The organism is Streptomyces mayteni, from assembly GCF_054783955.1.
On sequence record NZ_BAAGPR010000014.1, the window covers coordinates 1 to 22,748 of the forward strand.

The 22,748-nt window shown below is 73.0% G+C and carries 18 protein-coding genes; 4 read left to right on the forward strand and 14 right to left on the reverse strand.

Annotated elements, in window-relative coordinates; genetic code table 11:
* Positions 1–1,098: hypothetical protein (locus tag ACYVPE_RS09220; protein ID WP_461032964.1), on the reverse strand; the 1,098-nt coding region annotated here is incomplete at its 3' end.
* A 296-nt stretch (positions 1,099–1,394) separates the two neighbouring features.
* On the opposite strand from ACYVPE_RS09220, the gene ACYVPE_RS09225 reads away from it, so the two are divergent.
* The 3 genes from ACYVPE_RS09225 to ACYVPE_RS09235 are packed head-to-tail and all read left to right on the forward strand — an operon-like array spanning position 1,395 to position 4,206.
* Positions 1,395–2,249 carry a Nif3-like dinuclear metal center hexameric protein gene (locus tag ACYVPE_RS09225; RefSeq protein ID WP_461032965.1) on the forward strand — a complete coding sequence of 285 codons (855 nt, stop codon included), beginning with the start codon at positions 1,395–1,397 and terminating at the stop codon, positions 2,247–2,249.
* Positions 2,246–2,989: a zinc ribbon domain-containing protein gene (locus tag ACYVPE_RS09230; protein ID WP_461033051.1), complete on the forward strand. Its 744-nt coding sequence runs from the start codon at positions 2,246–2,248 to the stop codon at positions 2,987–2,989. Before ACYVPE_RS09225 ends, ACYVPE_RS09230 begins: the two co-directional genes overlap by 4 nt.
* Positions 2,986–4,206 (forward strand): bifunctional RNase H/acid phosphatase, encoded by a 1,221-nt coding sequence (locus tag ACYVPE_RS09235; RefSeq protein ID WP_461032966.1) that lies wholly within the window; start codon positions 2,986–2,988, stop codon positions 4,204–4,206. Before ACYVPE_RS09230 ends, ACYVPE_RS09235 begins: the two co-directional genes overlap by 4 nt.
* Here ACYVPE_RS09235 and ACYVPE_RS09240 read toward each other — a convergent pair.
* The 6 genes from ACYVPE_RS09240 to ACYVPE_RS09265 all read right to left on the reverse strand — a co-directional run bounded on the left by ACYVPE_RS09240 (position 4,193) and on the right by ACYVPE_RS09265 (position 15,295).
* Complete coding sequence (locus ACYVPE_RS09240; RefSeq protein ID WP_461032967.1) at positions 4,193–5,206, reverse strand: Gfo/Idh/MocA family protein; 1,014 nt, start codon at positions 5,204–5,206, stop codon at positions 4,193–4,195. The genes ACYVPE_RS09235 and ACYVPE_RS09240 overlap by 14 nt on opposite strands.
* 15 nt (positions 5,207–5,221) lie before the next feature.
* Entirely contained in the window at positions 5,222–6,859 is a 1,638-nt protein-coding gene (locus tag ACYVPE_RS09245; protein WP_461032968.1) for a GMC oxidoreductase, read from the reverse strand.
* Between the two features lie 5 nt (positions 6,860–6,864).
* Positions 6,865–7,968, reverse strand: a complete 1,104-nt coding sequence (locus ACYVPE_RS09250) for a glycosyltransferase (protein ID WP_461032969.1) — start codon at positions 7,966–7,968, stop codon at positions 6,865–6,867.
* A 398-nt stretch (positions 7,969–8,366) separates the two neighbouring features.
* The gene (locus ACYVPE_RS09255) at positions 8,367–11,192 is read right to left on the reverse strand and encodes a helix-turn-helix transcriptional regulator (protein WP_461032970.1); all 2,826 of its coding nucleotides are present in this window, start codon (positions 11,190–11,192) and stop codon (positions 8,367–8,369) included.
* Positions 11,193–11,535: 343 nt separating this feature from the next.
* The gene (locus tag ACYVPE_RS09260) at positions 11,536–13,089 is read right to left on the reverse strand and encodes an MFS transporter (RefSeq protein WP_461032971.1); all 1,554 of its coding nucleotides are present in this window, start codon (positions 13,087–13,089) and stop codon (positions 11,536–11,538) included.
* Positions 13,082–15,295, reverse strand: coding sequence for an MMPL family transporter (locus ACYVPE_RS09265; RefSeq protein WP_461032972.1), 2,214 nt, complete (start codon positions 15,293–15,295; stop codon positions 13,082–13,084). Before ACYVPE_RS09265 ends, ACYVPE_RS09260 begins: the two co-directional genes overlap by 8 nt.
* A gap of 218 nt (positions 15,296–15,513) precedes the next feature.
* Here ACYVPE_RS09265 and ACYVPE_RS09270 point away from each other — a divergent pair, with 218 nt between their 5' ends.
* The gene (locus tag ACYVPE_RS09270) at positions 15,514–16,104 is read left to right on the forward strand and encodes a TetR/AcrR family transcriptional regulator (RefSeq protein WP_461032973.1); all 591 of its coding nucleotides are present in this window, start codon (positions 15,514–15,516) and stop codon (positions 16,102–16,104) included.
* A gap of 115 nt (positions 16,105–16,219) precedes the next feature.
* Here ACYVPE_RS09270 and ACYVPE_RS09275 read toward each other — a convergent pair whose 3' ends face one another.
* The 7 genes from ACYVPE_RS09275 to ACYVPE_RS09305 are packed head-to-tail and all read right to left on the reverse strand — an operon-like array spanning position 16,220 to position 22,716.
* The gene (locus tag ACYVPE_RS09275) at positions 16,220–16,423 is read right to left on the reverse strand and encodes a ferredoxin (protein ID WP_461032974.1); all 204 of its coding nucleotides are present in this window, start codon (positions 16,421–16,423) and stop codon (positions 16,220–16,222) included.
* Between the two features lie 38 nt (positions 16,424–16,461).
* Positions 16,462–17,334, reverse strand: a complete 873-nt coding sequence (rfbA, locus tag ACYVPE_RS09280) for a glucose-1-phosphate thymidylyltransferase RfbA (protein WP_461032975.1) — start codon at positions 17,332–17,334, stop codon at positions 16,462–16,464.
* Positions 17,334–18,356, reverse strand: a complete 1,023-nt coding sequence (rfbB, locus tag ACYVPE_RS09285) for a dTDP-glucose 4,6-dehydratase (RefSeq protein WP_461032976.1) — start codon at positions 18,354–18,356, stop codon at positions 17,334–17,336. Before rfbB ends, rfbA begins: the two co-directional genes overlap by 1 nt.
* A complete protein-coding gene (locus ACYVPE_RS09290) occupies positions 18,343–19,407 on the reverse strand; it encodes a beta-ketoacyl-ACP synthase 3 (RefSeq protein ID WP_461032977.1) in 1,065 nt (354 codons plus the stop codon). The genes rfbB and ACYVPE_RS09290 overlap by 14 nt, the downstream gene beginning before the upstream one ends.
* Position 19,408: 1 nt before the next feature.
* Entirely contained in the window at positions 19,409–19,723 is a 315-nt protein-coding gene (locus ACYVPE_RS09295) for an acyl carrier protein (RefSeq protein WP_461032978.1), read from the reverse strand.
* A complete protein-coding gene (locus tag ACYVPE_RS09300; protein ID WP_461032979.1) occupies positions 19,723–21,483 on the reverse strand; it encodes a fatty acyl-AMP ligase in 1,761 nt (586 codons plus the stop codon). Before ACYVPE_RS09300 ends, ACYVPE_RS09295 begins: the two co-directional genes overlap by 1 nt.
* Before the next feature lie 39 nt (positions 21,484–21,522).
* Positions 21,523–22,716 carry a cytochrome P450 gene (locus ACYVPE_RS09305; protein WP_461032980.1) on the reverse strand — a complete coding sequence of 398 codons (1,194 nt, stop codon included), beginning with the start codon at positions 22,714–22,716 and terminating at the stop codon, positions 21,523–21,525.
* Between the last annotated feature and the right edge of the window lie 32 nt (positions 22,717–22,748).

Here is a 22,748-nt window from a genome sequence, read left to right on the forward strand (position 1 = left end):
CACCGCCACCGACGGGGCCGGGGCCGGGGCCGGGGCCGGGGTGGCGGGCTTCGTGGGCTGCTCCTGCCCTGCCGGGGCCGCCGGCTCCGGCACGGAGGCCCGCTCCAGGCCGCACGGCACCGCGGGCGTGCTGTACGGCAGCAGCAGCCAGCCGTCCGTCGTCCAGCGCCCGGCGCCCGGCAGCCAGCCGTCGGGAGCGGCCAGATGCCGCAGCTCCCGCTGCCGCGGCTGCCACACCGCCACCCAGTCCGCGCTCGCGGTCGTCATCCGCAGCGCCACCGCGCACGCCTCGGGCATCAGCACCTGTCCTGGCTGGAGCGCGAACGGCGTCACCGTCACGTTCTCCGGGTGCAGCGCCTCGGGGAACCGCACCGGCAACTGGCTGCCGAGCACGCCCCAACCGATCCGGTCGGTGCCCGGCGCGTCGGAACGCACCAGCAGCAGCCCGCTGTCCGGGTCGGCGAGCAGCAGCCGGTCGTTGCTGTCCTCCGCGATCCGCAGCAACTCCGCGGGCTCGCCGCCGTGTTCCACGTCCACGGTGACCGTGCGGGTGCGGCCCTCCTGGTCCGTGCGGTCCAGCGCGAGCAGCCGGCCCGAGGCGTCGAGCCAGGCGCCGCCCGAGCAGCGCCCGGCCAGCACCGTCACCAGCTCGGGGCCGAACGCGCCCCCGCACACCAGCCACAGCGCCGTCGTGTCCTCGTGCCTGGCCAGCGCGTACACCCGGGCCCCGTCGGGCGCCGGCGGCAGCAGCGTCAGCACCTCGGACTCCACGGCGCCGAGCGGCAGTTCGCCGGTCTCCGGGCCCGAGGGGTAGAGGAGCGAGAAGTGGTGGCGGCCGTCGGCGCGGCGGCCGATCAGCACCCGCCCGTCGGCCAGCGGCATCAGCTCGCTCGCCGGGTCCTCGGGCTGGGTGCCGGGCAGCCGGACCGCGTAGGGCTCGGGGCCGTCCAGCGTCCAGCGCTCGGGGCACCAGGCCTCCGCCCCGTCCACCGAGACCAGCCGCGCGGCGTAGCCGCCGCCCGCCGCGACGGTCAGCGGCGCCGGACGGAACGCGGATGGTCCCGGCACGCGCGCCGGCTCCGTGACCTCGGCCGTCATGACTCTCCTGCCTTTCGCGCCCACAGCGGGCGGACCCGGTGTCGATCACAGCGATCACAGCGATCACAGCGATCATCGCGAACTCCGGCGATGGGAGACCTCTGGTACACGGGGACGCTCACCTCCAGCCAGGACGCTAGGTTCGTACTGCCAGCCGAACAACTCGGCTTGAGCTGCTTCACGCATAAGGGTGACGGTTACCGGATTCTCATGATCAACCGGGGTCGCGTGTGCGTGGTTCGGGCTGTGGTGGGAAGCGCGGAGCCCCGTCCTTCGGGTGGCGGTAGCCTGGGCGCGTGCCCGTACTCTCCGACGTCATCTCCGCGCTCGACACCCTCTGGCCCCGCGAGCGGGCCGAGGAGTGGGACGCCGTGGGCCCGGTCTGCGGCGACCCCGACGCCGAGGTGCGCCGGGTGCTGTTCGCCGTCGACCCGGTGCGGGGCGTCGTCGACGAGGCGGTGGCGATCGGCGCCGACCTGCTGGTCACCCACCACCCGCTCTACCTGCGCGGCACCACCACCGTCTCGGCCGACACCTTCAAGGGCCGGGTCGTGCACACCCTGATCAGCAACGGGGTGGCGCTGCACGTGGCCCACACCAACGCCGACCGCGCCGACCCCGGCGTCTCCGACGCCCTCGCCGGCGCGCTCGACCTGCGGGTCACGGGACCGCTCGTCCCCGACCCCACCGACCCCGAGGGGCGGCGCGGCCTCGGCCGGCTCTGCGAGCTCGACCGCCCGCTGCCGCTCGACGAGTTCACCGCGCTGGTCGCCGCCCGCCTGCCGGTGACCGCCCAGGGCGTTCGGTCCGCGGGACCGCCCGACCTGCCGATCCGCACCGTCGCCGTCTGCGGCGGCTCGGGCGACGGCCTGTTCGAGCGGGTGCGGGCCGCCGGCGTGGACGCCTACGTCACCGCGGACCTGCGCCACCACCCCGTGTCCGAGGCCCGCGAACACGCCGGCGACCTCGCCCTGGTCGACGCCGCCCACTGGGCCACCGAGTGGCCCTGGTGCGCGCTGGCCGCTGCCCAGCTCGACATCGTCTCCGAACGTGAGGGGTGGGGTCTGCGCACCCACGTGTCCCACCGGGTCACCGACCCGTGGATCACCCACCACCCCTCCCTCCGCAGCAGTGAAGGAGCCCCCAACTGAACGCCGCGCCCGCCGACCAGATCCGGCTGCTTGACGTCCAGGCACTGGATGTTCGGCTGACCCAGCTCGCGCACCGGCGCGAGAACCTGCCTGAGCACGCCGAGATCCGCACCCTGGAGGCCGATCTCACCCAGCAGCGCGACCTGTTGGTGGCCGCGCAGACGGAGGAGAGCGACACCGCCCGCGACCAGACCAAGGCCGAGCAGGACGTCGACCAGGTGCGGCAGCGCGCCGCCCGCGACCAACAGCGGCTCGACTCCGGCATGGTGTCCAACCCCAGGGACCTGTCCAACCTACAGAGCGAGTTGGCCTCGCTGGCCAGGCGGCAGGACGACCTGGAGACCATCGTCCTGGAGATCATGGAGCGGCACGAGGCCGCCACCGCCCGGGCGAAGGAACTGGCCGCGCGGCTCGACGCGTCGCAGGCCACGGCCGCCGAGGTGGTCCAGCGCCGGGACGCCGCCACCCAGGACATCGACGCCGAGGTGGCCGCCGTCCGCAAGGAGCGGTCCGAGACCGTCGCGCAGGTGCCGGCCGACCTGCTCAAGCTCTACGACCGGCTGCGCGAGCAGCAGGGCGGCATCGGCGCCGCGCGCCTCTACCAGCGGCGCTGCGAGGGCTGCCGGCTCGAACTCAACATCACCGAGGTGAACGAGGTGCGGGCGGCGGCGCCCGACACCGTGGTGCGGTGCGAGAACTGCGGCCGGATCCTGGTGCGCACCCCCGAGTCCGGGCTGTGAGCGGGAGCGGGGGAGCCCGGGGGCGCCAGTTCCTGATCACGGCCGACGGCGGTTCCCGTGGCAACCCGGGCCCCGCGGGCTACGGCGCGGTGGTCAGCGACGCGGCCACCGGTGAAGTCCTGGCCGAGGCCGCGGAGTTCATCGGCCGCGCCACCAACAACGTCGCCGAGTACCGGGGGTTGATCGCCGGGCTGCGGGCCGCGCGTGAACTCGACCCGGCGGCGCGGGTGCTGGTCAGGATGGACTCCAAGCTGGTCGTGGAGCAGATGTCGGGCCGCTGGCAGATCAAGCACCCCGACATGCGTCCGCTGGCCGCCGAGGCCCGCACCGTCTTCCCGGCGGGCGCGGTCCGTTACGAGTGGATCCCGCGCGAGCGGAACAAGCACGCGGACCGGCTCGCCAACGAGGCGATGGACCGGGCGAAGTCCGGCGCGACGGCGCCTGCCGGCTTCGCGGTCCGAAGGGAGAGCGGGTCCGGCCGTCAGGACACCGACGGTGGCGCCGGCGGGACTTCGCCCCGCGCCCCGCAGCGCCGGGCCGAGCCCGCCGCCGCCCCCGCCGTCGGCTGGGCGCGGCCCACCGGCACGGCGACCACGTTCCTGCTGCTGCGGCACGGCGAGACGGCCCTCACCGCGGAGAAGCGGTTCTCCGGCAGCGGCGGCGGCGACCCCGAACTGTCCGAGATCGGCCGCCGGCAGGCGCAGGCCGCCGCCCGGGCGCTCGCCGACGCCGGCGTCGAGGCCGTCGTCAGCTCGCCGCTGGCCCGCTGCCGTGGGACCGCCGACATCGTGGCCGGGGCGCTCGGCCTGCCGGTCCGCACCGAGGACGGCATCCGCGAGACGGACTTCGGCGCCTGGGAGGGCCTCACCTTCGCCGAGATCCAGGAGCGCCACCCGGCCGACGTGGCCGCCTGGCTGCGCGACCCGGACGCCGGGCCCACCGGCGGCGGCGAGAGCTTCACCGCCGTGGCGCGGCGCAGCGCCGTCGCCAGGGACCGGATCATCGCGCGGCACGCCGGCCGCCGGGTGCTGGTGGTCAGCCACGTCACCCCGATCAAGTCGCTGCTGCGGCTGGCCCTGGAGGCGCCGCCGATCGCGATGTTCCGGCTCGAGCTGTCGCCGGCCGCGCTCTCCGAGGTCGCCTACTACCCGGACGGCAACGCCTCGGTCCGCCGCTTCAACGACACCGGCCACCTGGCCGGCGTCACGGCCGGCTGACGGCGCCGCGGACGGGCAGGCCGGCGCCGCGGTAGATCGCGTCGACGACGCGCATCGAGGCCAGGAAGTGCTCGGGCCCGGTGCGGACGGGTTCGCCGCGGGTGATCGCGGCCGCGAAGGCCCGGAGTTGGCAGGTGTAGGTGTCGGGGTGGCCGGCCACCCGTTCGCGGGTGCGCCGGCCGCCCGCCTCGACGCCGATCCGGTGGAACAGGTGCGGCCCCAGGGGGTTGAGGACCGTCAGCCGGCCGGCCGAACCCTCGGCGCGGCAGCGGCTGTCCAGGAGCGGCCAGCCCCACATCGAGGTCACGATCCGGCCGGTCGCGCCGCCGGGGAAGCGGAGCCGGACGTCGACCCGGCGGTCCACGTCCCGGGTGCGGGTCCTCGCCTCGACCCCGGTCACCTCGACCGGCTCGGCGCCGGCCAGCGCGCGCAGCAGCGTCACCGCGTACACGCCGAGGTCCATGACGGCGCCGCCACCGAGTTCGTAGCTCCAGCGGATGTCGCCGGTGGACGGGATCGGGAAGCTGATCCGCGCCTCGACGTGCCGGACCTCGCCGATCGCGCCCCCGGCGACGAGCGCCCTGACCCGGTCGGTCAGCGGGTGGTAGAGGGGGTGCATCGCCTCGCAGACGACGCGCCCCGCCTCGGCGGCCGCGTCCGCGATCGCCCGCGCCTCCGCCTCGTTGCCGGCGATCGGCTTCTCGCACAGCACGTGCTTGCCGGCCCGCAGGGCCCTGATGCTCCAGGGCGCGTGCAGGGAGTTGGGGAGCGGCACGTAGACGGCGTCGAGGTCGGGGTCGGCGAGCAGCGCCTCGTAGCTGTCGTGCACGCGCGGGATGCCGAGGCGGCGGGCGTGTTCGCGGGCGCGGCGCGGGTCGCGGGCGGCGAGCGCCGTGACCGAGACGCCGGGCAGCCGGCGGGCGGGCAGCACCAGGGCCCGGCGCACGATCCGGGCGGCGCCCAGGACGCCGAGGCGCACGGTGGCGGCGGGGTCGTTCACGGTTCCTCACAGACCCTAGAGGCGGTCGTGGATCAGGTTGCCGACGCGGAGCGCGTTGGCGGCGACGGTGAGGCTCGGGTTGATGCCGCCGCTCGACGGCATCATCGAGGTGTCGACGACGTAGAGGTTGTCGAGCCCCCAGGCGCGGTTCTCGGGGTCGAGCACGCTGGTGGCGGGGTCGTCGCCGAAGCGGCAGGTGCCGCACTGGTGGCCGAGGGCGCTGTTCATGTCGGCCCCCGACAGGTGGATCGGGGGCAGCGGCGAGCCGGGGTAGCGGCCGAGGCGGGACCTGAGCAGCCGGGTGAACAGCCGGTGCCGCCGCCGGTCCGCCGGGCCGACCGTGTACCGGAGCCGGAGCACGGGCCCCTTCCGGCCGGGGCCGCCAGGACCCGGCAGGATCCGGTTGTCGGCGTAGGGCAGGTCCTCCATGATGGCGGCCATCGTGAGGAACCGGTCCTGGAGCGACGGCTTCCAGCGGCGGTCGGCGAGCGGGCGGGCCAGGCCGAGCAGCCGCCGGTTGCGGCGGGTGGAGTTCATCAGGAACGCGTAGGGCGGGACGTGGCCCATCGACTGGAAGGTGCCGAACTTCTCGCCGTCCACCTGGTAGAGGTCGTTGACGCTCAGCTCCTTCAGCTGGCCGCGCACGGGGGTGCCGGCGCCGACCCGGAACAGGTACACGTCCACGAAGTGCCGCATCAGGTTGCGGCCGACCAGGTCCCGGTCGTTGGCCAGGCCGTCCGGCCAGTACCTGGAGGCCGAGTCGAGCAGCAGCACCGGCGTCCGCAGCGCGCTCGCCGCCACGATGACGACGCGGCCGCGGAAGGTGTGCGTCACGCCGTCACGCACCGCGACGACGCCGGTGACCCGGGTCCTGGTCGCCTCGACGCGCACCGCCGTGGTGCGGTCCAGCAGTTCGGCGCCGTGCGTCCGCACGGCGGGCTCGACGCAGATGTTGCCGGCGTGGTTCTTGCAGCCCGAGGCGCAGAGGAACGACTGGCAGCCCTCGCAGGCGTCCAGGTACTCGCAGGCGACGTGCAGTCCGTAGGGGTGCAGGCCGCGGGCGCCGAGGTGGTCGGCGAGCGCGGCGTTCGGGGCGGTGACGGGTCCTGGCGGGAGCAGCGAGTCGGTGTCGTCCTCCGGGCGGAGCGGGTCGGCGGTGCCGCGGACCCGGTAGAGGCGCTCGGCCCGCTGGTACCAGGGCACCAACTCGTCGTACTTGATGGGCCAGGAGTCGGGCACCGTGGAGTCGCCGACGTCCGTGAAGTTGCCGCGCGGGGCGAAGTCCTCGCGGAAGAACCGCTCGGTGACCATGCCGTAGAGCGCGGACGAGCCGCCGAGGCCGGAGCCGACGATGGGCCGGAACGGCTTCGGTGCCGCGCCGGGGGTGGTGTCCTCGTACCACTCGCTGTTCCGGCCGCCGCGGGCCAGGTGGTCGGCGTGCTCGGCGTCCGTCACCTCGGCGAGGTCGAAGGTCTGCTCGGGGTAGCCGCCGGTGATCGGCGGGGTCGGGCCGAGCCCCGAGAGGCCCTTCTCCAGGAACAGCACGCGCCGGCCGAGCCTGGCCAGCTCGTGGCCGATCGTGCCGCCGCCCATGCCGGTTCCGACGACGACGGCGTCCCAGGTGATCGTCGCGAGGTCCTCGACGGTGCGCATCGCGGTCAGCCCTCCTCGCGGTGGGGCGACGGGGCCGGGGCGCTTGCCGTCTCGAGGACGGCCGCGGCGGCGCGTGGCGCGCCCGGATAGCGCGTGTAGGCGGCCTGGAGGCGTTTGGCGTGCTCCCGGAACCCGGGCTCGGTGAGCACCCGGGTGACGGCCGCGCGGATCCTCTCCGGGCGCGGGGTCGAGGTGCTCAGCGAGATGCCGGCGCCCGAGCAGGCCACCCGCCGGCCGACCTCCATCTTGTCCTCGCTGCGGCCCGCGGTCACCAGCGGGACGCCGTAGGCCAGGGACATCTGCACGCCTCCGTAGCCGCCGTTGGTCACCATCACGTCGGTCAGCGGGAGCAGTTCGGTGTAGGGCACGAACGACTCGACCCGCAGGTTGGCCGGGCGGGGCGCGTCGCCCGGGAGGGCGCCGAGCGTGGTGGCCACCACCAGGGCGTCGGTGTCGGCGAGCGCCGTGACGGTCGGCAGCACGAGTTGCCTGGGGTCGGTCGCGGCGGTGCCCTGGGTGACCAGCACGACCGGCCGCCCGGCCTCGCGCGCGGCCCGCAGCTCCGGCCACCAGTCGGGCGGTGACCAGTCGTCGACGCCGGCCGGCAGCATCGGGCCGATGAACTCGACGGCCGCCGGCAGGTCGCTGCGCGGGTACTCGAACTCCGGGACGGCGGCCACCAGATAGCGGTCGGCGATCATCACGGTCCAGTCGGTGAGGAAGGCGTCGGGCGCCGGGAAGTCGATGGCGGCCGCCGCCCGCAGCAGGGCCCGCTGCGCGTCCCGGAAGAGCACGTGGGCGACCAGCCACTGGAGGCCGCGGTTGCGCAGCCGGCCGAGCGGCGAGGAGGAGGGGGCGAGGCCGGTGCCGGAGGGCGCGGTGTCCACGCTGGTGACGGCGAGCGGGCCGACGACGTACACCACGCTGCCGATGCCGCGCTGGCTGGCGACCATCGGGCCGGCCAGGAAACAGTGGTCGGCGACGATCACGTCGGGGCGGAACGTGTCGATGACGTCCGTCAGTTCCCGCGCGTATTCCGGCACCGGTTCGACGAAGAGTTCCCGGATTATTCTCTTGAATCCGCCGATGCCGCTTCGGTTGCCGGTCATCTCCTGGAGGACGTCGCCTTCGATTCCCCGGCCACTGGGGAAGAATTTCGCGCCGATTCGGCTGACCAGCGGCTCGAATGTCCGGCCGGTGTACCAGGCGACCTGGTGGCCGGATTTCACGAGCTCCCGGGCGACCGGGAGTCCCGGGCGAACATGGCCGGTTATGGGAATGGTCGCAAAGAGAATCCGGGTCATCAGCCCTCGTTCCTCACGAGACGCGGTCGGGGAAGGACCGTACGAGGGGAAACGGTAGACAGCGCCGCACCGGGGTCGCAAGCCCCTAGGGCAGCACGGGAATTCAATAGGGGCGGGTAGGGGGAAGGCGCGCGGATTCCGCCGCCGGGCGGAATCCGCGCACCGTCAGTGGTGTGCCGGAAGCAGGGGAGCGCCGAACCGGTTCATCGCCCGTGCGGTCGCCTGACGCAGTGCTGGGCGGCCGAAGCCGTCGCGAGTTCCGTGGGCGCGTAGCGGTCGAGATCGGCCGGCAGATCCGTGCGCCGATTCACGTTGAGTTTTCGGTAGACCCTGGTCAGATGCTGTTCCACGGTGCTCACCGTGATGTACAGCTTGGCGCTGATCTCCCGGTTGGTCAGGCCGAGGGCGGCCAGCACGGCGACGCGGTGTTCCGCCTCGCTCAGTTCACCGACCTTCCACCGCACGGAGGGGATGTGACGGTTCGCCGGACCGATGAGGCCGAACGCGTCGGCCGCGGGCGGCTCGACGGCCGCCGGCCCCTCGCCGCGTCCCCGGTCGAGCCGCGCCGCGCGGACGCCGACGGCACGGGCCTGGGGGAACTCGCCCCGCGCCTCCAACGCCTGGCTGAGGTCGCGCAGCGAGCCCGAGAGCTCGCACTGGTCGCCGCTCGACTCCAGCAGGCCGACCGACTCCCGCAGCGGATCCACCCGTTGGTCGGGCGCGGAGGCGGCGGCGAGGACCCGCAGGTACATCGCCCTGGTGCGGGGGCCGAGCGTCGACGCGTCGGCGAGCTGCTCCTTGACCAGGGCGCGGGCGCTGTCCGGATTGCCCATGGCCAGGTGCGTGCGCGCGGCGCCGAGCCGCCAGGGGACCAGCGTCTGGAGGTGGAGCTCCCAGCCGCTCATCAGCGCGCCGCACCGCGTGAAGTCGGCGAGCGCCGAGTGCACCCGGTTGGTGGCCAGGTAGAACAGGCCGCGCTCGTACAGGTAGAGCAGCCCGAACTGGGTCCGGAACATCGCGTCGGGAACCGGCAGGTGGAGCAGGGCCGAGGCCTCGTCGTACCGGCCGGTCCTGGTCGCCACGGCCACCTGCACGGACAGCGGGATCCCGATGGCCACCCCCCAACCCTGGGCGGTGAACAGGTGGTAGGCCGCCCTGGCCTGCCGGGCGGCGTCCGACAGCTCGCCGCGCCTGGCCATGACCAGCGCGTGGACCGCGCCGACCGTGGCCCGCCAGACGGGGGCGTGCTGGCTGATCGGATCGGCGAGCAGCGTCTCGCACAGCTGCTCGGCCCGCTGGTCCTCCTCGACGTAGAGGAGGGCGAGCAGGGCGGTGAGTTGCAGTTCGATGGTCTCCTGGCGGAGCGGGGAGTCGGAGAGCACCTCCTCCGCCGCGGCGGTGATCGCCTCCCGCGAGCCGCCCGACCGCAGATGGTCGAGCATGTCCACGGCCCTCGACCAGGCGGTGCCCGACACCGTCGGCCGCGGCGCCAGGTGACGCGAGAGGTCACGGCCGGCCGGTGGGCAGAGGAAGCTGAGCCACTCCACGGTCAGCCCGAGGCCGCCGGGGACCGCCGGGTCGCTCGACGGGGAGGCGGCCACGGCGGTCAGCACGTCGCGCAGCTCGTCGAGGCGGCCGTACCACAGCAGGTACCTGGCCAGGTAGAGCACGTCGTCCTGGGAGAGGTCGCCGGCCGCGCGGGCGGCCTCCAGCGCCGGCAGGTGCCGGCCGGCCGCGGCCGGCCGGCGGGCCCACTCCACGCGTAACAGCAGGCTCAGCACCTCGGCCCGCTCGACGCCGCCGCTGCCGCGCGCGGCGAGATCGAGCCATTCGGTCGCGGAGTCGAACCGGTTGTTCAGCAGGTCGTCCTGCGCGACCTGCCGCAGCGCGTCCACCGCCCAGCGGCCGGTGACCCGGGCGCCGAGCCGGTCGGCGGCCACCAGTTGGGCGGCGACCCGGGCGACGCCGGCCTCCCTGGCGTGGAACGACTCGGCCGCCCGCAGGTGCAGGGCGGCCCGTTCCGCGGGGTCGAGGCTGTCGAGCACGGCCGCCCGCAGCGCGGGGTGTCGCAGCCGGCCGCCGGTCACCAGGCCGGCGGCCTCCAGCACGTCGATCGCGTGCCGGACGTCCACCGGTTCGATGCCGAGGAGTTCGCCGAGCAGGGTGGCCTCGGCGTCGGTGTCCGCCAGGATCCCGAGGCCGCACGCGACGTCGAAGGGCGAGCGGCCCCACCGGCGGAGGCAGGCGGTCACGGCCCTGGTGAACTGCTGTCCGACGGCGATGGCGCCGTCGGCGAGCGGGATCGCGTTCCGGTGCCGGATCGCGCGCTGGTCGTCGATCAGGGCCTTCACCAGCAGCGGGTTGCCGCCGCTGAGCGCGTGGCAGTCGGCCGCGAGCAGCTCCGCCATCTCCGGGCCGAGTGCCTCGTCGAGCAGCTGGTGGACCCCGGCGTGGGAGAGCGGTGCCAGCTGGAGATGGTCGGTCTGCAGCGGACGGAGGATCTCCGAACGGAAGAGGTCGTAGGTGGGGTTGGGTAACGTCCACTCGGTGAGCACCAGCAGCACCCGGGAGGTTCTGAGCCGGCGCTGGAGGTAGAGCAACGCGCGCAGCGACGGCTTGTCGGCGAACTGGATGTCGTCGACGGTGATCACCACGGGCCGGGCCCTGGTCAGTTGGACCAGGTCGCCGCAGAGCTCGTCGAGCACTCCGGCACTGTGGCTGTCGATGTTCGGGGAATCGGCCGCGGAACCGAGCGACTCGACGGATATGTTCGATTCGGTGAACGGCTCGACGTCCTGGAACAGCTGTTTCAGGATGCCGAAGGGAAGGGACCGTTCGGCCTGCGAACCGGTCGCGGAGAGCAGTACCGCTCCCTCGCGCACGGCGTATTCGACGAATGTTCGGGCCAACGCTGTCTTGCCGCACGCCACGCCCCCGCTGACGACGACGAGTTGACCCCAGCCGTTCAAACACGCAGAGTATGCCTTGTGCAGGATTTCCACATCTTGTTCACGATCGACTAACAGCATGTATCCCCCTTGATGGACGTCTCTTCGCCGGTGAGTCGCGGGATGCGGGGTGTCCGCCCTCCGTGGTCCTGGTCTGTCGCGTCTGGCCGGTGCTGTTTCGCCGGGGCCGGCACGTGCGATGGTCAAGTGCACGTGTCGGGAGAACTGCTCACGGGTGCCGGCCTCCAGTTTGTATGCCCATCCGTGATATCGCAAGCATCTTTGAATTTGATGGGCCTCGGAGGCGCCTGAACTTTTACCTTTGTTTCCCTTGGGAAAGGGAAGTTCACACGCGCGACACGGCGAGCCCCGCCGCCTTGACCAGGCGGCGGGGCTCGCCCCGCAGGGCTGAATCGGGGGGAATTCAGCCGAGATTGGCAGGCGCGTCGGCCGAGTCGGCCGAGTCCGACGGCGCCTGATGGTGGGCCGCCTGCCGTGGCAGCAGGAAACTCGCCGCGAATGCCGCGATCATCATGCCGATGGGCAACAACAGAGTGAACTCGAAGGCGTGGCTCGAATCCTCCGCCCACTCCGCCGCGGTCGGTTCCGCCGGCAGCAGACCGAAGAACAGGGCGCCGATTCCGGAAACCCCGATCGCCGCGCCGGTCTGTTGGAGCGCGTTCAACACCCCCGAGGCTGACCCGGCCTCGGTCACCGGAACGTCGGAGAGCGCGAAGTCCATCACGATCGAGATCGAGAAGCCCATGCCGGCACCGCCGAGCAGCAGCGGCAACGCCAGCATCAACGCGCCGGCGTCCGGGCCCTCCTGCCGGATGAGCAGCATCATGGCGGCCAGCCCGAGGGTCGTCACCACGAGCCCGACCTGCACGATCCGCCGCCCGAACCGCCTGGCCAGCACGTTGATGGCGAGCCCGGCGAACACCGCGGCCGTCAGGCCCCACCAGATCCCGGCCACGCCGGCCCGCATGATGCTGTAGCCGAGGCCGTTCTGCAGGTAGACCGTGAAGGTCAGGAAGAAGCCGAACACCGCGCCGAAGCCGAGCAGCAGGATCACCATGCCGCCGGTGAACGAGCGGTGCCTGAACAGCTCCATCGGCAGCAGCGGGGACGTCGCCCGGCGCCGCTGGTGGGCCACGAAGAGCGCGAGGGCCGGCACCGAGAGCACCATGCTGAGGAACGTCCAGGCCGGCCAGCCCTCCTCGTGGCCGATCGCCAGCGGGTAGAGCAGGAGCAGCAGGCCGATGGCGACCAGGATCATGCCGGTGACGTCGAGCCGGTTCGCGGTGGTGGAGCGGGACTCGGGCAGCAGGCGGTGGGCGGCGAACAGGGCCACGAGGCCCACCGGCACGTTGACCAGGAAGATCAGCCGCCAGCCGAGGCCGGCGACGTCGCTCTCGGTCAGCAGCGCGCCCACCACGGGGCCGCACACCCCGCTCACCGCGTACATCGCGCCGGCCGCGGTGATCGGCCTGGCCCGCTCGTGCGGCGCGTACATCACCTGGATGGTGGCGATCACCTGCGGCACCATCAGCGCGGCCGCCAGGCCCTGCGCCACCCGGAAGGCGACGAGCTGGCCGCCGGTCTGCGCCACCGTGCACAGCAGCGAGGTCACCACGAAGAGCGTCATGCCGGTCATGAAGACCCGCTTGCGGCCGTAGAGGTCGCCGAGCCGGCCGCCGGTGATCAGGCCGATCGCGAACGGCAGCGAGTAGCCGGCGATCAGCCACTGGAGCGCGGCGCTGCTGGCGTCGAGGTCCTGCTGGATGGGCGGCAGCGCCACGTTGACGATGCCGGTGTCCAGCAGGTCCATCAGCATGCCGGCCAGGAGCACGGCGAGCGCCGCCGTGCGCCGCCTCGCCGGCAGCGTGACGCCGCCGTGGTCGAGCTGTTCCACCTGTGCCACTCCGGTCTCCTGCCGCTCTACTACGGTGTCGTCGGACGTGCGGTTGTCAGGCATGGCCGATCGGCTCGCTCTCCGCCTCGGCCGGCCGGGTGGGGCCCGGCGCCTCGGCGGGTCCGGCCGGCTCGTCCCGGCGTTCCGGCCGGCCCGGCCACCAGTTGGCGCGTCCGAGCAGCTGCATCGCGGCGGGCACGATGATGGAGCGCACCACGGTGGCGTCGAGCACCACGGACAGCGTCAGCCCGATCCCGAGGGTCATCAGGAACAGCGACGTCGCGCTGAACCCCATCGCGGCGAGCACCACGATCATCAGCAGCGCGGCCCTGGTGATGACCGAACCCGTGCTCCGCAGGCCCACGGTGACGGCGCGGTGGTTGTCGCCGGTGGCCCGGTACTCCTCGTTGATCCGGCTGACCAGGAACATCTCGTAGTCGGTGACCAGGCCGAAGGCGATCGTGATGATCAGCCCGAGCGTCCACACGTCGGTCGTGCCGACCTGGTGGAAGTCGAGCAGGCCCGCGAGCCCGCCCTCCTGGAACCCCCAGACGATGATCCCGAGGGAGGCCGCGAGCGAGAGGAAGGCGACCACGACCGCCTTGATCGGCACCAGCACCGACCGGAAGGCGAGGAACAGCAGGAGCAGCGTGGAGAGGCCGACGAAGGCGAGTGCCCAGGGCAGCGACTCGGTGGTCGCCTCGGTGTTGTCCAGGCTGACCGCGGGCCCGCCGAGGCCGCCGACCAGGATCTCGGTGGCGCCGGCCGGCGGGTCGAGTGCCCTGATGTCGCGCACCAGTCGGAGGTTGTCCGCGTCGTCCGCCTCGCCGCGGTGGGCGACCGTCACCCAGGTGAGTTCGGGGTCGGCGCGGTGCACCCCGACCCCGGTCGCGCCGTCGAGCCCGCCCAGGGTCCGCAGGTAGCCGTCGACGGCGTCCTGGCCGACCGGTCCTGAGACCGCGATGTCCACCCGGGTGCCGGCCGGGCCGTCGGGGGGGAACTCCTCGGTCAGCATCGAGGCGACCACCTGGCCCTCGTTGGTGACCGGCAGATAGCGGTGGTTGGTCATGCCCGGTTCGAGCGAGAGCAGCGGGGCGGCCGCGACCAGCAGCGCCAGCAGGCCGCCGGTCAGCCACGGCACCGGCCGCCGGGTGACGGCGGCGGCGAGCCTTGCCCAGGCCCGCTCCTCCCGGGTGACGGCGCCCGGCCTGCGACGCGGCCACGGGAGGCTCAGCGCGTTGATCCGGGGGCCGAGCACCGCGAGCGCCGCCGGGAGCACCACCAGCGCCGCCACGATGTCGAAGAGCACCACCGTGATGCCGCCGAACCCGAAGGAGCGGGAGACCGGTTGCGGGAAGAACAGCAGCCCGCAGAGCCCGATGACGACGGTGAGGCCGGAGAACGCGACCGTGCGCCCCGCCGTGTTCATGGTCGCCGCCAGCGCCGCGGGCACGTCGCCGCCCCGCCGCTCCAGCTCCTCGCGGAACCGGCTGACCATGAAGAGCCCGTAGTCGATGGCGAGTCCGAGCCCCAGCAGGATGGAGATCTCCAGGGCGAAGATCGAGATGTCGGTGACGTAGGTGAGCAGCCGCAGCAGCACCATCGAGCCGAGGATGGCGAGGATGCCGAGCGCGAGGGGGAGGGCGGCGGCCATCAGGCCGCGGAAGATGATCAGCAGCAGGACGAGCAGGATCGGCAGCGAGATCAGCTGGGCGGTGGCCAGGTTCTCGGTGGCGAGCCGCTGGAGCTGGTACTCGCTGGTGAAGCCGCCGCCGAGATGGGTGTCGAGGCCGCTGGCGCGCACCTCGTCCTGGATCTCGCCGTAGGACTCCAGGCGTTCCGGGCCGTCCTCGCCGCGGAGGGTGATGGTGGCGAACGTCGCGTGGCGGTCCTCGGCGACGTACCTTGCGCGCTCCTCGGCGGGGAGCCCGGGGCTCCAGAAGCTGGTGGCCGACAGGACCTCGGAGTCCGGCAGCCGGCCCAGCGCCTCCGTCACGGCCCGCTCGAACCCGGGGTCGTCGACGGTCAGTTCGCCGGTCGGGTCCGAGTACACCGCGACGGCGTCCACGTCCCCCGGCTGGTGGCCGAAGTGTTCCTCCAGCAGCACGTTGGCCCGCTCGGCCTCCGCGTCGGGGGCGGTGTAGCCGCCGCTGCCCATCGCGTTGAAGACCCCGCTGCCCCAGACGCCGGCCAGCACCACGAACAGGGCCGCCGCGACGAGTAACGCCCGCCTCCGCACATAGGCACAGCGCCCCAGCCATGAGAACATAGAGATGCCACCTGATCGTTCGTCAGAGTGAAGAATGAAGAGGGAAGAAGAAGAGGGAAGAAGCTTCCGTGGGGTCGGGTCGACGACCGCACGGCGACCTTCGGAACGGCGGTCCGACCGCTGCGGCCCACCACCTGGGTTGACGATGTCAACCTAACAGTCGAGGTGGACACCGTCAACCCATCGTCCTCCCAACTGCCGCGCGCTATAGTCGACATGTGGTCTCCCCTACTCGCGAACTGCTGATCGCCGCGGCCGCCGACCTGCTCGACGCGGGTGGGCGCGACGCGGTGACCCTGCGCGAGGTGGGCCACCGCGTGGGCGTCTCGCACAACGCGCCGTACAAGCACTTCGCCAACAAGGAAGCGCTGCTCGCCGCCGTCGCCGCCCGCGAACTCACCAACCTCGGCAACGCGTTGGCCGCCCTCCGGCAGGGCGGCGTCCCGGCCGAGGCGGTGCTCCGCGCCGCCCTCCGCGAGTACGCGGGCTGGGCCCTGGCCTATCCGGCCCGCTTCCGGGTGGTGTTCGGCGCCTGGACCGCCGAGTTCCAGGAACTGGCCGTCGCCGCCGACCTCAGCCGGAACACCCTGCTCGGCATCGTCGAGGCCGCCCAGCGGGCCGCGCAGCTACCGCCCGGCGACATCGAGCGGGTGACCGCGCTGCTCCAGGCCGTCGTCCACGGCGCCGTCGACCTCGCCGTGATCGGGCACCTGGTGCCGGGCGGCAAGGGGAACGCCGACCCCGACGGCCTCGTCGACGACCTGCTCGGCTACCTGCGCGCCTCGGCGGCCGCCGTCCCCACCACCTGACGCGCGCCACCCGGCGCCCGCCACCCCGACACGCGAACGGGTGGCCCGGGGCAACCCCGGGCCACCCGGCGGTCGTTCGGCGACCGCGCGCCCCGATCTCCGTGGCCTTCGCCCCTCACTCCGCGAGCGAGATGGCCAGCACCGGGCACTGCGCCGCCGCCTGTCGCACCGTCTCCCGGTGCGCGTCCGGCGGGCGCTCGGCGAGCAGCATGACCAGGCCGTCCTCCTCGCTCTGGTCGAACACCTCCTGCGACGTCTGCGCGCACTGCCCGGAGCCGACGCACCTCTCCCGGTCGACGCTGACCCGCATGGACCCCATCTCTCTCCTCCTCGGTCTCCTCGGTGCGCCCGGTCTCCTCAGCGCTCGTCGAGTACCTGTCGCAGATAGCGGCCGTAGTCGGACGCCACGCCCAGCCGCCGGATCGCCGCGTCGAGACCGGCCCGGTCCAGCGTGCCCATCCGGTAGGCCACCTCCTCGATGCAGGCGATCCTCGTGCCCTGGCGCTGCTGCACCACCCGCACGTAGTTGGCGGCCTCCATCAGGCTCTCGTGGGTGCCGGCGTCCAGCCACATGGTGCCCCGGCCCAGATTGACCAGCTGCGCCCTGCCCTCCGCCACGAACCGGCGGTTGACGTCGCTGATCTCCAACTCGCCGCGCGCCGACGGGGTCAGCCGCGCCGCGTGGTCCAACGCCTCGTTGTCGTAGAGGTAGAGGCCGGTGACCGCCAGGTTGGAGCGCGGGTGCCGCGGCTTCTCCTCGACGTCGAGCAGCCGCCCCTCGTCGTCGAGCACGGCGACGCCGTAGCGCTGGGGATCGGCCACCGCGTAGCCGAAGAGCGTGGCGCCCGACAGCTTCGCCACCTGCTCGCGCAGCAGCGGGGCCAGGTCGTGACCGTGGAACACGTTGTCGCCGAGCATCAGCGCGACCTGCTCGTCGCCGACGAACTCGCGGCCGATCAGCAGCGCGTCCGCGATGCCGCGCGGCCGGTCCTGCTCGGCGTAGTCCAGCCGGATGCCGAGATCGGCGCCGTTCCCGAGCAGCGACCGGTACTGGTCGAGGTGGCCCGGGTGGCTGATCACCAGGATCTCCCGGACCCCGGCCAGCATCAGCACCGAGAGCGGGTAGTAGATCAGCGGCTTGTCGAACACCGGCAGCAGCTGCTTGGACAGCACCTGGGTCAGCGGGCGCAGCCGGGTGCCCGAGCCGCCCGCCAGGATGATTCCACGCATCACCGCGACACCTCCGCCGTGGCAGCCGTGGCAGCCGTGACCTCGACGGCGGACGGCTCCCACCAGTCGCGGTGCTCCCGGTACCAGGCGACGGTGTCGGCCAGGCCGGCCGCGAACGAGTGGCGCGGGCGGTAGCCGAGCTCCGTGGCCGCCTTGCGCCAGTCGACCGAGTAACGGCGGTCGTGGCCCTTGCGGTCGTCGACCCGGTCGATCATCTCGGGCCCGGCGCCCAGCAGTTCGAGCAGCCGCCCGGTGAGTTCCAGGTTGGAGAGCTCGGCGCCGCCGCCCAGGTTGTACACCTCGCCAGGGCGGCCGTGTTCGAGGGCGAGCAGCAGCCCCCGGCAGTGGTCCTCGACGTGCAGCCAGTCCCTGACGTTCCCGCCGTCGCCGTAGAGCGGCACCCGGCGGCCCCGCAGCAGGTTGGTGACGAACAGCGGGACGACCTTCTCGGGGAACTGGTAGGGGCCGTAGTTGTTCGAGCAGCGGGTGACCCGCACGTCGAGGCCGTGGGTCCTGGCGTAGGCCAGGCACATCAGGTCGGACGCCGCCTTGCTCGCGGAGTAGGGGGAGTTGGGCGACACCGGATCGGTCTCCGGCCACGAGCCCGCGTCGAGCGAGCCGTACACCTCGTCCGTCGAGACGTGCAGGAAGGTCCCGACGCCGGCCCGCAGCGCCGCGTCGAGCAGCGTCTGGGTGCCGACGACGTTGGTGGTGACGAAGCGCGAGGCGGCGGCGATCGAGCGGTCCACGTGCGACTCGGCGGCCAGGTGCACCACCCGGTCCTGGCCCCGCATCACCTCGGCCACCAGTCCGGCGTCGCAGATGTCGCCGCGCACGAACCGCAACCGCGGGTCGGCCGCGACCGGTTCGAGGTTCGCGAGGTTCCCGGCGTAGGTGAGCTTGTCGAGGACGGTCACCTCGCCCACCCCGCCCGGCTCGGCGAGCAGCATCCTGACGAGGGCGGAGCCGATGAAGCCTGCCCCGCCGGTCACGAGCAGCCGCTCGCCGCTACCGGGTGCCAAGGAACTCACCCCGCGTGCGGGCCGCCGTCCCGCCGACGGCCGGAGCCTTCGGCGCCGTCGGCAGCGGTGGCAGCGTGACGACCTGCCCGGCGTAGGAGAGGCCCGCGCCGTAGCCGAAGAGCAGCACGTCGCCCCCGGCGGCCAGGCCGCGCCCCTGCCGCAGCCGGGAGAGGGCGAGCGGGATGGTGGCCGCGATGGTGTTCCCGGAGCCGACGACGTCGGTGGCGACCGCCTCGTCCGCGAAGCCGAGCTGCTTCGCCAGCGCGTTGATGATCCGCAGGTTGGCCTGGTGCGGCACGAACGCCGCCAGCTTCTCCGGGGTCACCCCCGCGCGGTCGCAGGCCTCGGCCACCGTGCGGCCGAGGCCGGTCGCCCAGCGGTACACCGTCCTTCCCTCCTGCCGCAGCACCCGGCTGTTGGCGCCGATCGTGATCAGGTGGGACTCCTCTCCCACGCTGCCCCACACCACCGGGCCGATGGCCCGGCGCTCGTGCGGGAGCACCACGGCGGCGCCCGCGCCGTCCCCGAACAGGATGGCCGTGTCGCGGTCGTACCAGTCCAGCCAGGCGGTCGACTTGTCCGCGCCGATCACCAGGACCCCGCCACTGGTGCCGGAGCGGACCAGGGCGTCGGCGGTCGCCAGGCCGTAACAGAAGCCCGCGCAGGCCGCGTTGAGGTCGAAGGCGGCGGGGTGGCCGAGCCCGGCGCGGGCAGCCACCCGGGCCGCCACGCTCGGCATGGTGGACTCCGGCGTGGAGGTCGCCACGATCACCGTGTCGATCAGCGAGCCGGCGCTCGGATACCGGGGGTCGGCGGCGAGCGCGGCCAGCGCGTCCGTGGCGGCGGCCGTCGCCAGGTCGGCGACTGTCTCGTCCGGGGCGGCCCGCCGGCGCTCCCTGATGCCGGTTCTGGCCACCACCCACTCGGGGTCGATGCCGAGCCGTCCCGCGACCTCCTCGGTGGTGACCACGGTGTCCGGCAGGTAGTGGCCGAGCGAGACGATCTGGGCGCCGCGGCCCGTGGTCCCGGTCTCGATGCTGCCGAGGGCCATGTCAACCGCCCTCGCCTTCCCGGCCGGCGGGCGCCGTCACCAGGTCCGTCTCGGCCGCCGGCTCGGCGGCTTCCCGGCCGGTGAGGTGCGCGACGGCGTCCTCGATCGTCGGGCAGTCGAAGACGAAGGTGGCGGGCAGCGTGTGCCCGCTCCAGTCCTCCAGGTCGGCCGTCATCTCGATCAACTGCACCGAGGAGAGCCCGAGGTCGCGGAACATGGCCTCCGAGGAGACCTGCGCCGCGTCGACGCGCAGCATCTCGGCGACCCGGGCCGTGAGCCAGTCCTGGACCTGCCAGGGGGTGAGTGCCGCTTCCATCAGTCGTCCTCCGTCCCTTCCGCTTTCGCTCCTGTGGTGTGGTCGCCGTACTCGCCGTTCAGATAGGCGCCGCGGCAGGCGCTCCGCCGCAGCTTGCCGCTCGACGTCTTCGGCACCGCGTTCGGGCCGACGACCACCACGTCGTCCAGGGTGATGCCGTGCTCGGCGGCGACCGCGACGGTCGCGGCCCGCACGATCGCCGCCCGCTTCTCGGCCGCCCCGGCGCCGGCGCCGACGGCGCCCTGTCCGGCGCCGGCGACGACCACCACCCGCTCCCGGTCGCCGTCGTCGATCGCGAAGGCCGCCACGCAGCCCTTGCGGACGGCGTCGTGCGACTCCTCGACGGTCGCCTCGATGTCCTGCGGGTAGTGGTTGCGGCCGCCGACGATGAGCAGATCCTTGTGGCGGCCCGTCACATACAGCTCGCCGCCGTCCAGGAAGCCGAGGTCGCCGGAGCGCATGAACGGCTCCGGTGGGCCGTCGACCGGCCGGGCGGCGAAGGTCTCCTCGGTGGCGGCGGGGTTCCCCCAGTAGCCGACGGGCAGGTGCGGGCCGCCGATCCAGATCTCGCCGACCTGGCCGTCTCCGGCCGGGCGGCGGGTGTCGGGGTCGACGATCAGCACGGTCCGCTCCATCCGGGTCGACCCGCTGCCGACCAGCACGGTGCCCTCCTCGGCCGGTACCACCAGGCCCTGTTGGAAGGCGTCGCGGTCCACGGTGAGCCGGTCGGGCTCCGCCGAGGGGGCGCTGCCGGTGACCAGCAGCGTGCCCTCGGCCAGCCCGTAGCACGGCCACCAGGACCTGCGGTCGAAGCCGAAGGGGGCGAACCGCTCGGCGAACGCGTCCAGGGTGGCGGCCCGCACCGGCTCGGCGCCGTTGTACGCCACCCGCCAGCTGCTGAGGTCGAGATCCGCGCACTCGCTGTCCCTGACCCGGCGGGTGCACAGGTCGTAGCCGAAGTTCGGGCCGCCGGTGGCGTTGGCCCGGTGCCTGGAGATCGCCTGGAGCCATCTGGCGGGCCGCTTGAGGAACGTCATCGGCGTCATCAGCAGCGTGCTCCCGCCCGCCCACAGCGGGTGCAGGACGTTGCCGATCAGCCCCATGTCGTGGAAGAGCGGCAGCCAGCTGGCCATCCTGGGCGGCTCGTTCAGCCCGAACGACGTCCTGATCATCTCCACGTTGTGGGCGAGCGCGGCGTGCGAGACCATCACGCCCTTGGGCGCCGAGGTGGACCCCGAGGTGTACTGGAGGAAGGCGAGGTCGTCGGGGCCGGCGGGGAACTCGGCCTCGGCCTCCGGCGGGGTGCCGAGCAGCTCCTCGGGGCTCGTCCACCAGGTGTCGAGCAGGCCGGGCACCACGCCGCGGATCGCCTCGACGTCCTCGGCGGACGCCGAGCTGATCACCGCGCTCGGCGCGCAGTCGGCGACGATGGCCCGCAGCGTCTCCACCCGCTGGCGCGACTGCACCGGCAGCGGCGGATAGGCCGGCACGGGGACCACGCCGGCCCGCATGCAGCCGAGGAAGCCGCGGACGAAGTCGGCGCCCTGCGGCAACAGCAGCAGGGCCCGGTCACCCGGGGCGAGCCGACGGCGCAGACCGGTCGCGACGGCTCGGATCGCGTGGTCCAACTCCTGGTAGTTCAAGGCCAGTTCGCGGTCGCCGTCGTCGGTGACGAAGACACACGCCTCGGCCGAGGGGTTCCGTTCCGCGTGCTCACGGAGGCGACTGAGCAGGGTCAGGGTGGGGACGGTCGTGGTCATGGGGGGTCCTGTTCTTCCCGTCTTCCGGTCGGGCGACAGTCAGTGCGACACCAGGAGGCTCATCCGGGCCAGGCCGTACGCGCCCTGCCTGGTGCGCAGCCGGGGCGGGTCCTCGGGGTCGAACGACAGCCGGTGCAGGTTGGGGTAGTAGGCGCGGAACGCCAGTCCGGCCAGCAGCCTGGCGAGCGCCGAGCCAGGGCAGAAGTGCGGCCCGGCGCCGAACGCCAGGTGGTCGAGCTTGTTGGCGCGGTCGATGTCGAACCCGTCGGGCTCGGCGAACCGGCGCGGATCGCGGTTGGCCGCGCCGATCACGACGTGCACCAGGGCGCCCTTCGGGATCAGGACGTCGTGCAGCTCGGTGTCCTCGGTGGTCCTGCGCAGCGTCCACTGGATCGGGCTGTAGAGCCGCAGGTACTCCTCGATGAAGTCCTCGGTCCGCTCAGGACGGCTGGTCAGCCGCTCGGCGAGCGTCGGGTCGCTCAGCATCATCTGGAGGCCGCCGCCGAGCAGGTTCATCGTCGTCTCGTAGCCGGCGGCGATGAAGGACCAGGCCATGATGGTGAGTTCGTCCTGCGAGAGCTGGCCGGCCTCGTGTTCCTCGACCAACGCCCCCAGGATGTCGCCGCGGTTGGGCTTCCCCTTGCGCTCCTGCGCGAGTTCGCCCATGTAGTTGCCGAACTCCAGCAGGTCCTCGAGGAACCCGGGCACCTCGTCGGGGTCGACGCCGGCGGCCACCGCGAACATGTCCATCACGGCCTGGGTCCAGCGGCGGAAGTCGTCCTTCCGGTCGCGCGGGACGCCCAGCATGTCGCTGACCACGCGCAGCGGCAGGGTGGTGGTGAACGCCTCGACCCACTCCACCCGGTCCCCGGCCAGCGCCTCGGCGAGCACCTCGTCGATGACGGTCTGCACCCAGCTGCCGAGGTTGCGGACCAGCTTGGCGTTGAACGCCCGGTTGGCGTTCTTCCGCAGCCTGGTGTGCTCGGGCGCGTCCCGGTTGACCAGCACCGGCACGTTGAAGCGCTCGTCCGTGATCACCTGGTTGGAGAACGTCTTCTTGTCGCGCAGCGTGTTCGACACGTCCTCGTAGCGGCTGATCACGTAGAAGTCCTCGCCGTCCGCGGTGCCCTCAGGCACGTGGTGGACGGGCGCGCGGTCCCGCAGCACCTGGTAGGTCGGCCAGGGGTTGAGCCGGTACTCGAGATCGGCGAGGTCGATCGAGATGGTGGTCATGTGTCACTCCCTTCTGGGCTTCTGGGCTTCTG

What these genes read in the sequence shown, in the direction of transcription:
- ACYVPE_RS09245 (WP_461032968.1), bottom strand. Translation starts at nt 6,859, where the DNA reads ATGCGCACCGTCGAGGACCTCGCGACGATCACCTGGGACGCCGTCGTC.
- ACYVPE_RS09250 (WP_461032969.1), bottom strand. Translation starts at nt 7,968, where the DNA reads ATGACCGGCAACCGAAGCGGCATCGGCGGATTCAAGAGAATAATCCGG.
- ACYVPE_RS09255 (WP_461032970.1), bottom strand. Translation starts at nt 11,192, where the DNA reads ATGCTGTTAGTCGATCGTGAACAAGATGTGGAAATCCTGCACAAGGCA.
- ACYVPE_RS09260 (WP_461032971.1), bottom strand. Translation starts at nt 13,089, where the DNA reads ATGCCTGACAACCGCACGTCCGACGACACCGTAGTAGAGCGGCAGGAG.
- ACYVPE_RS09265 (WP_461032972.1), bottom strand. Translation starts at nt 15,295, where the DNA reads ATGTTCTCATGGCTGGGGCGCTGTGCCTATGTGCGGAGGCGGGCGTTA.
- ACYVPE_RS09275 (WP_461032974.1), bottom strand. Translation starts at nt 16,423, where the DNA reads ATGGGGTCCATGCGGGTCAGCGTCGACCGGGAGAGGTGCGTCGGCTCC.
- rfbA (WP_461032975.1), bottom strand. Translation starts at nt 17,334, where the DNA reads ATGCGTGGAATCATCCTGGCGGGCGGCTCGGGCACCCGGCTGCGCCCG.
- ACYVPE_RS09290 (WP_461032977.1), bottom strand. Translation starts at nt 19,407, where the DNA reads ATGGCCCTCGGCAGCATCGAGACCGGGACCACGGGCCGCGGCGCCCAG.
- ACYVPE_RS09295 (WP_461032978.1), bottom strand. Translation starts at nt 19,723, where the DNA reads ATGGAAGCGGCACTCACCCCCTGGCAGGTCCAGGACTGGCTCACGGCC.
- ACYVPE_RS09300 (WP_461032979.1), bottom strand. Translation starts at nt 21,483, where the DNA reads ATGACCACGACCGTCCCCACCCTGACCCTGCTCAGTCGCCTCCGTGAG.
- ACYVPE_RS09305 (WP_461032980.1), bottom strand. Translation starts at nt 22,716, where the DNA reads ATGACCACCATCTCGATCGACCTCGCCGATCTCGAGTACCGGCTCAAC.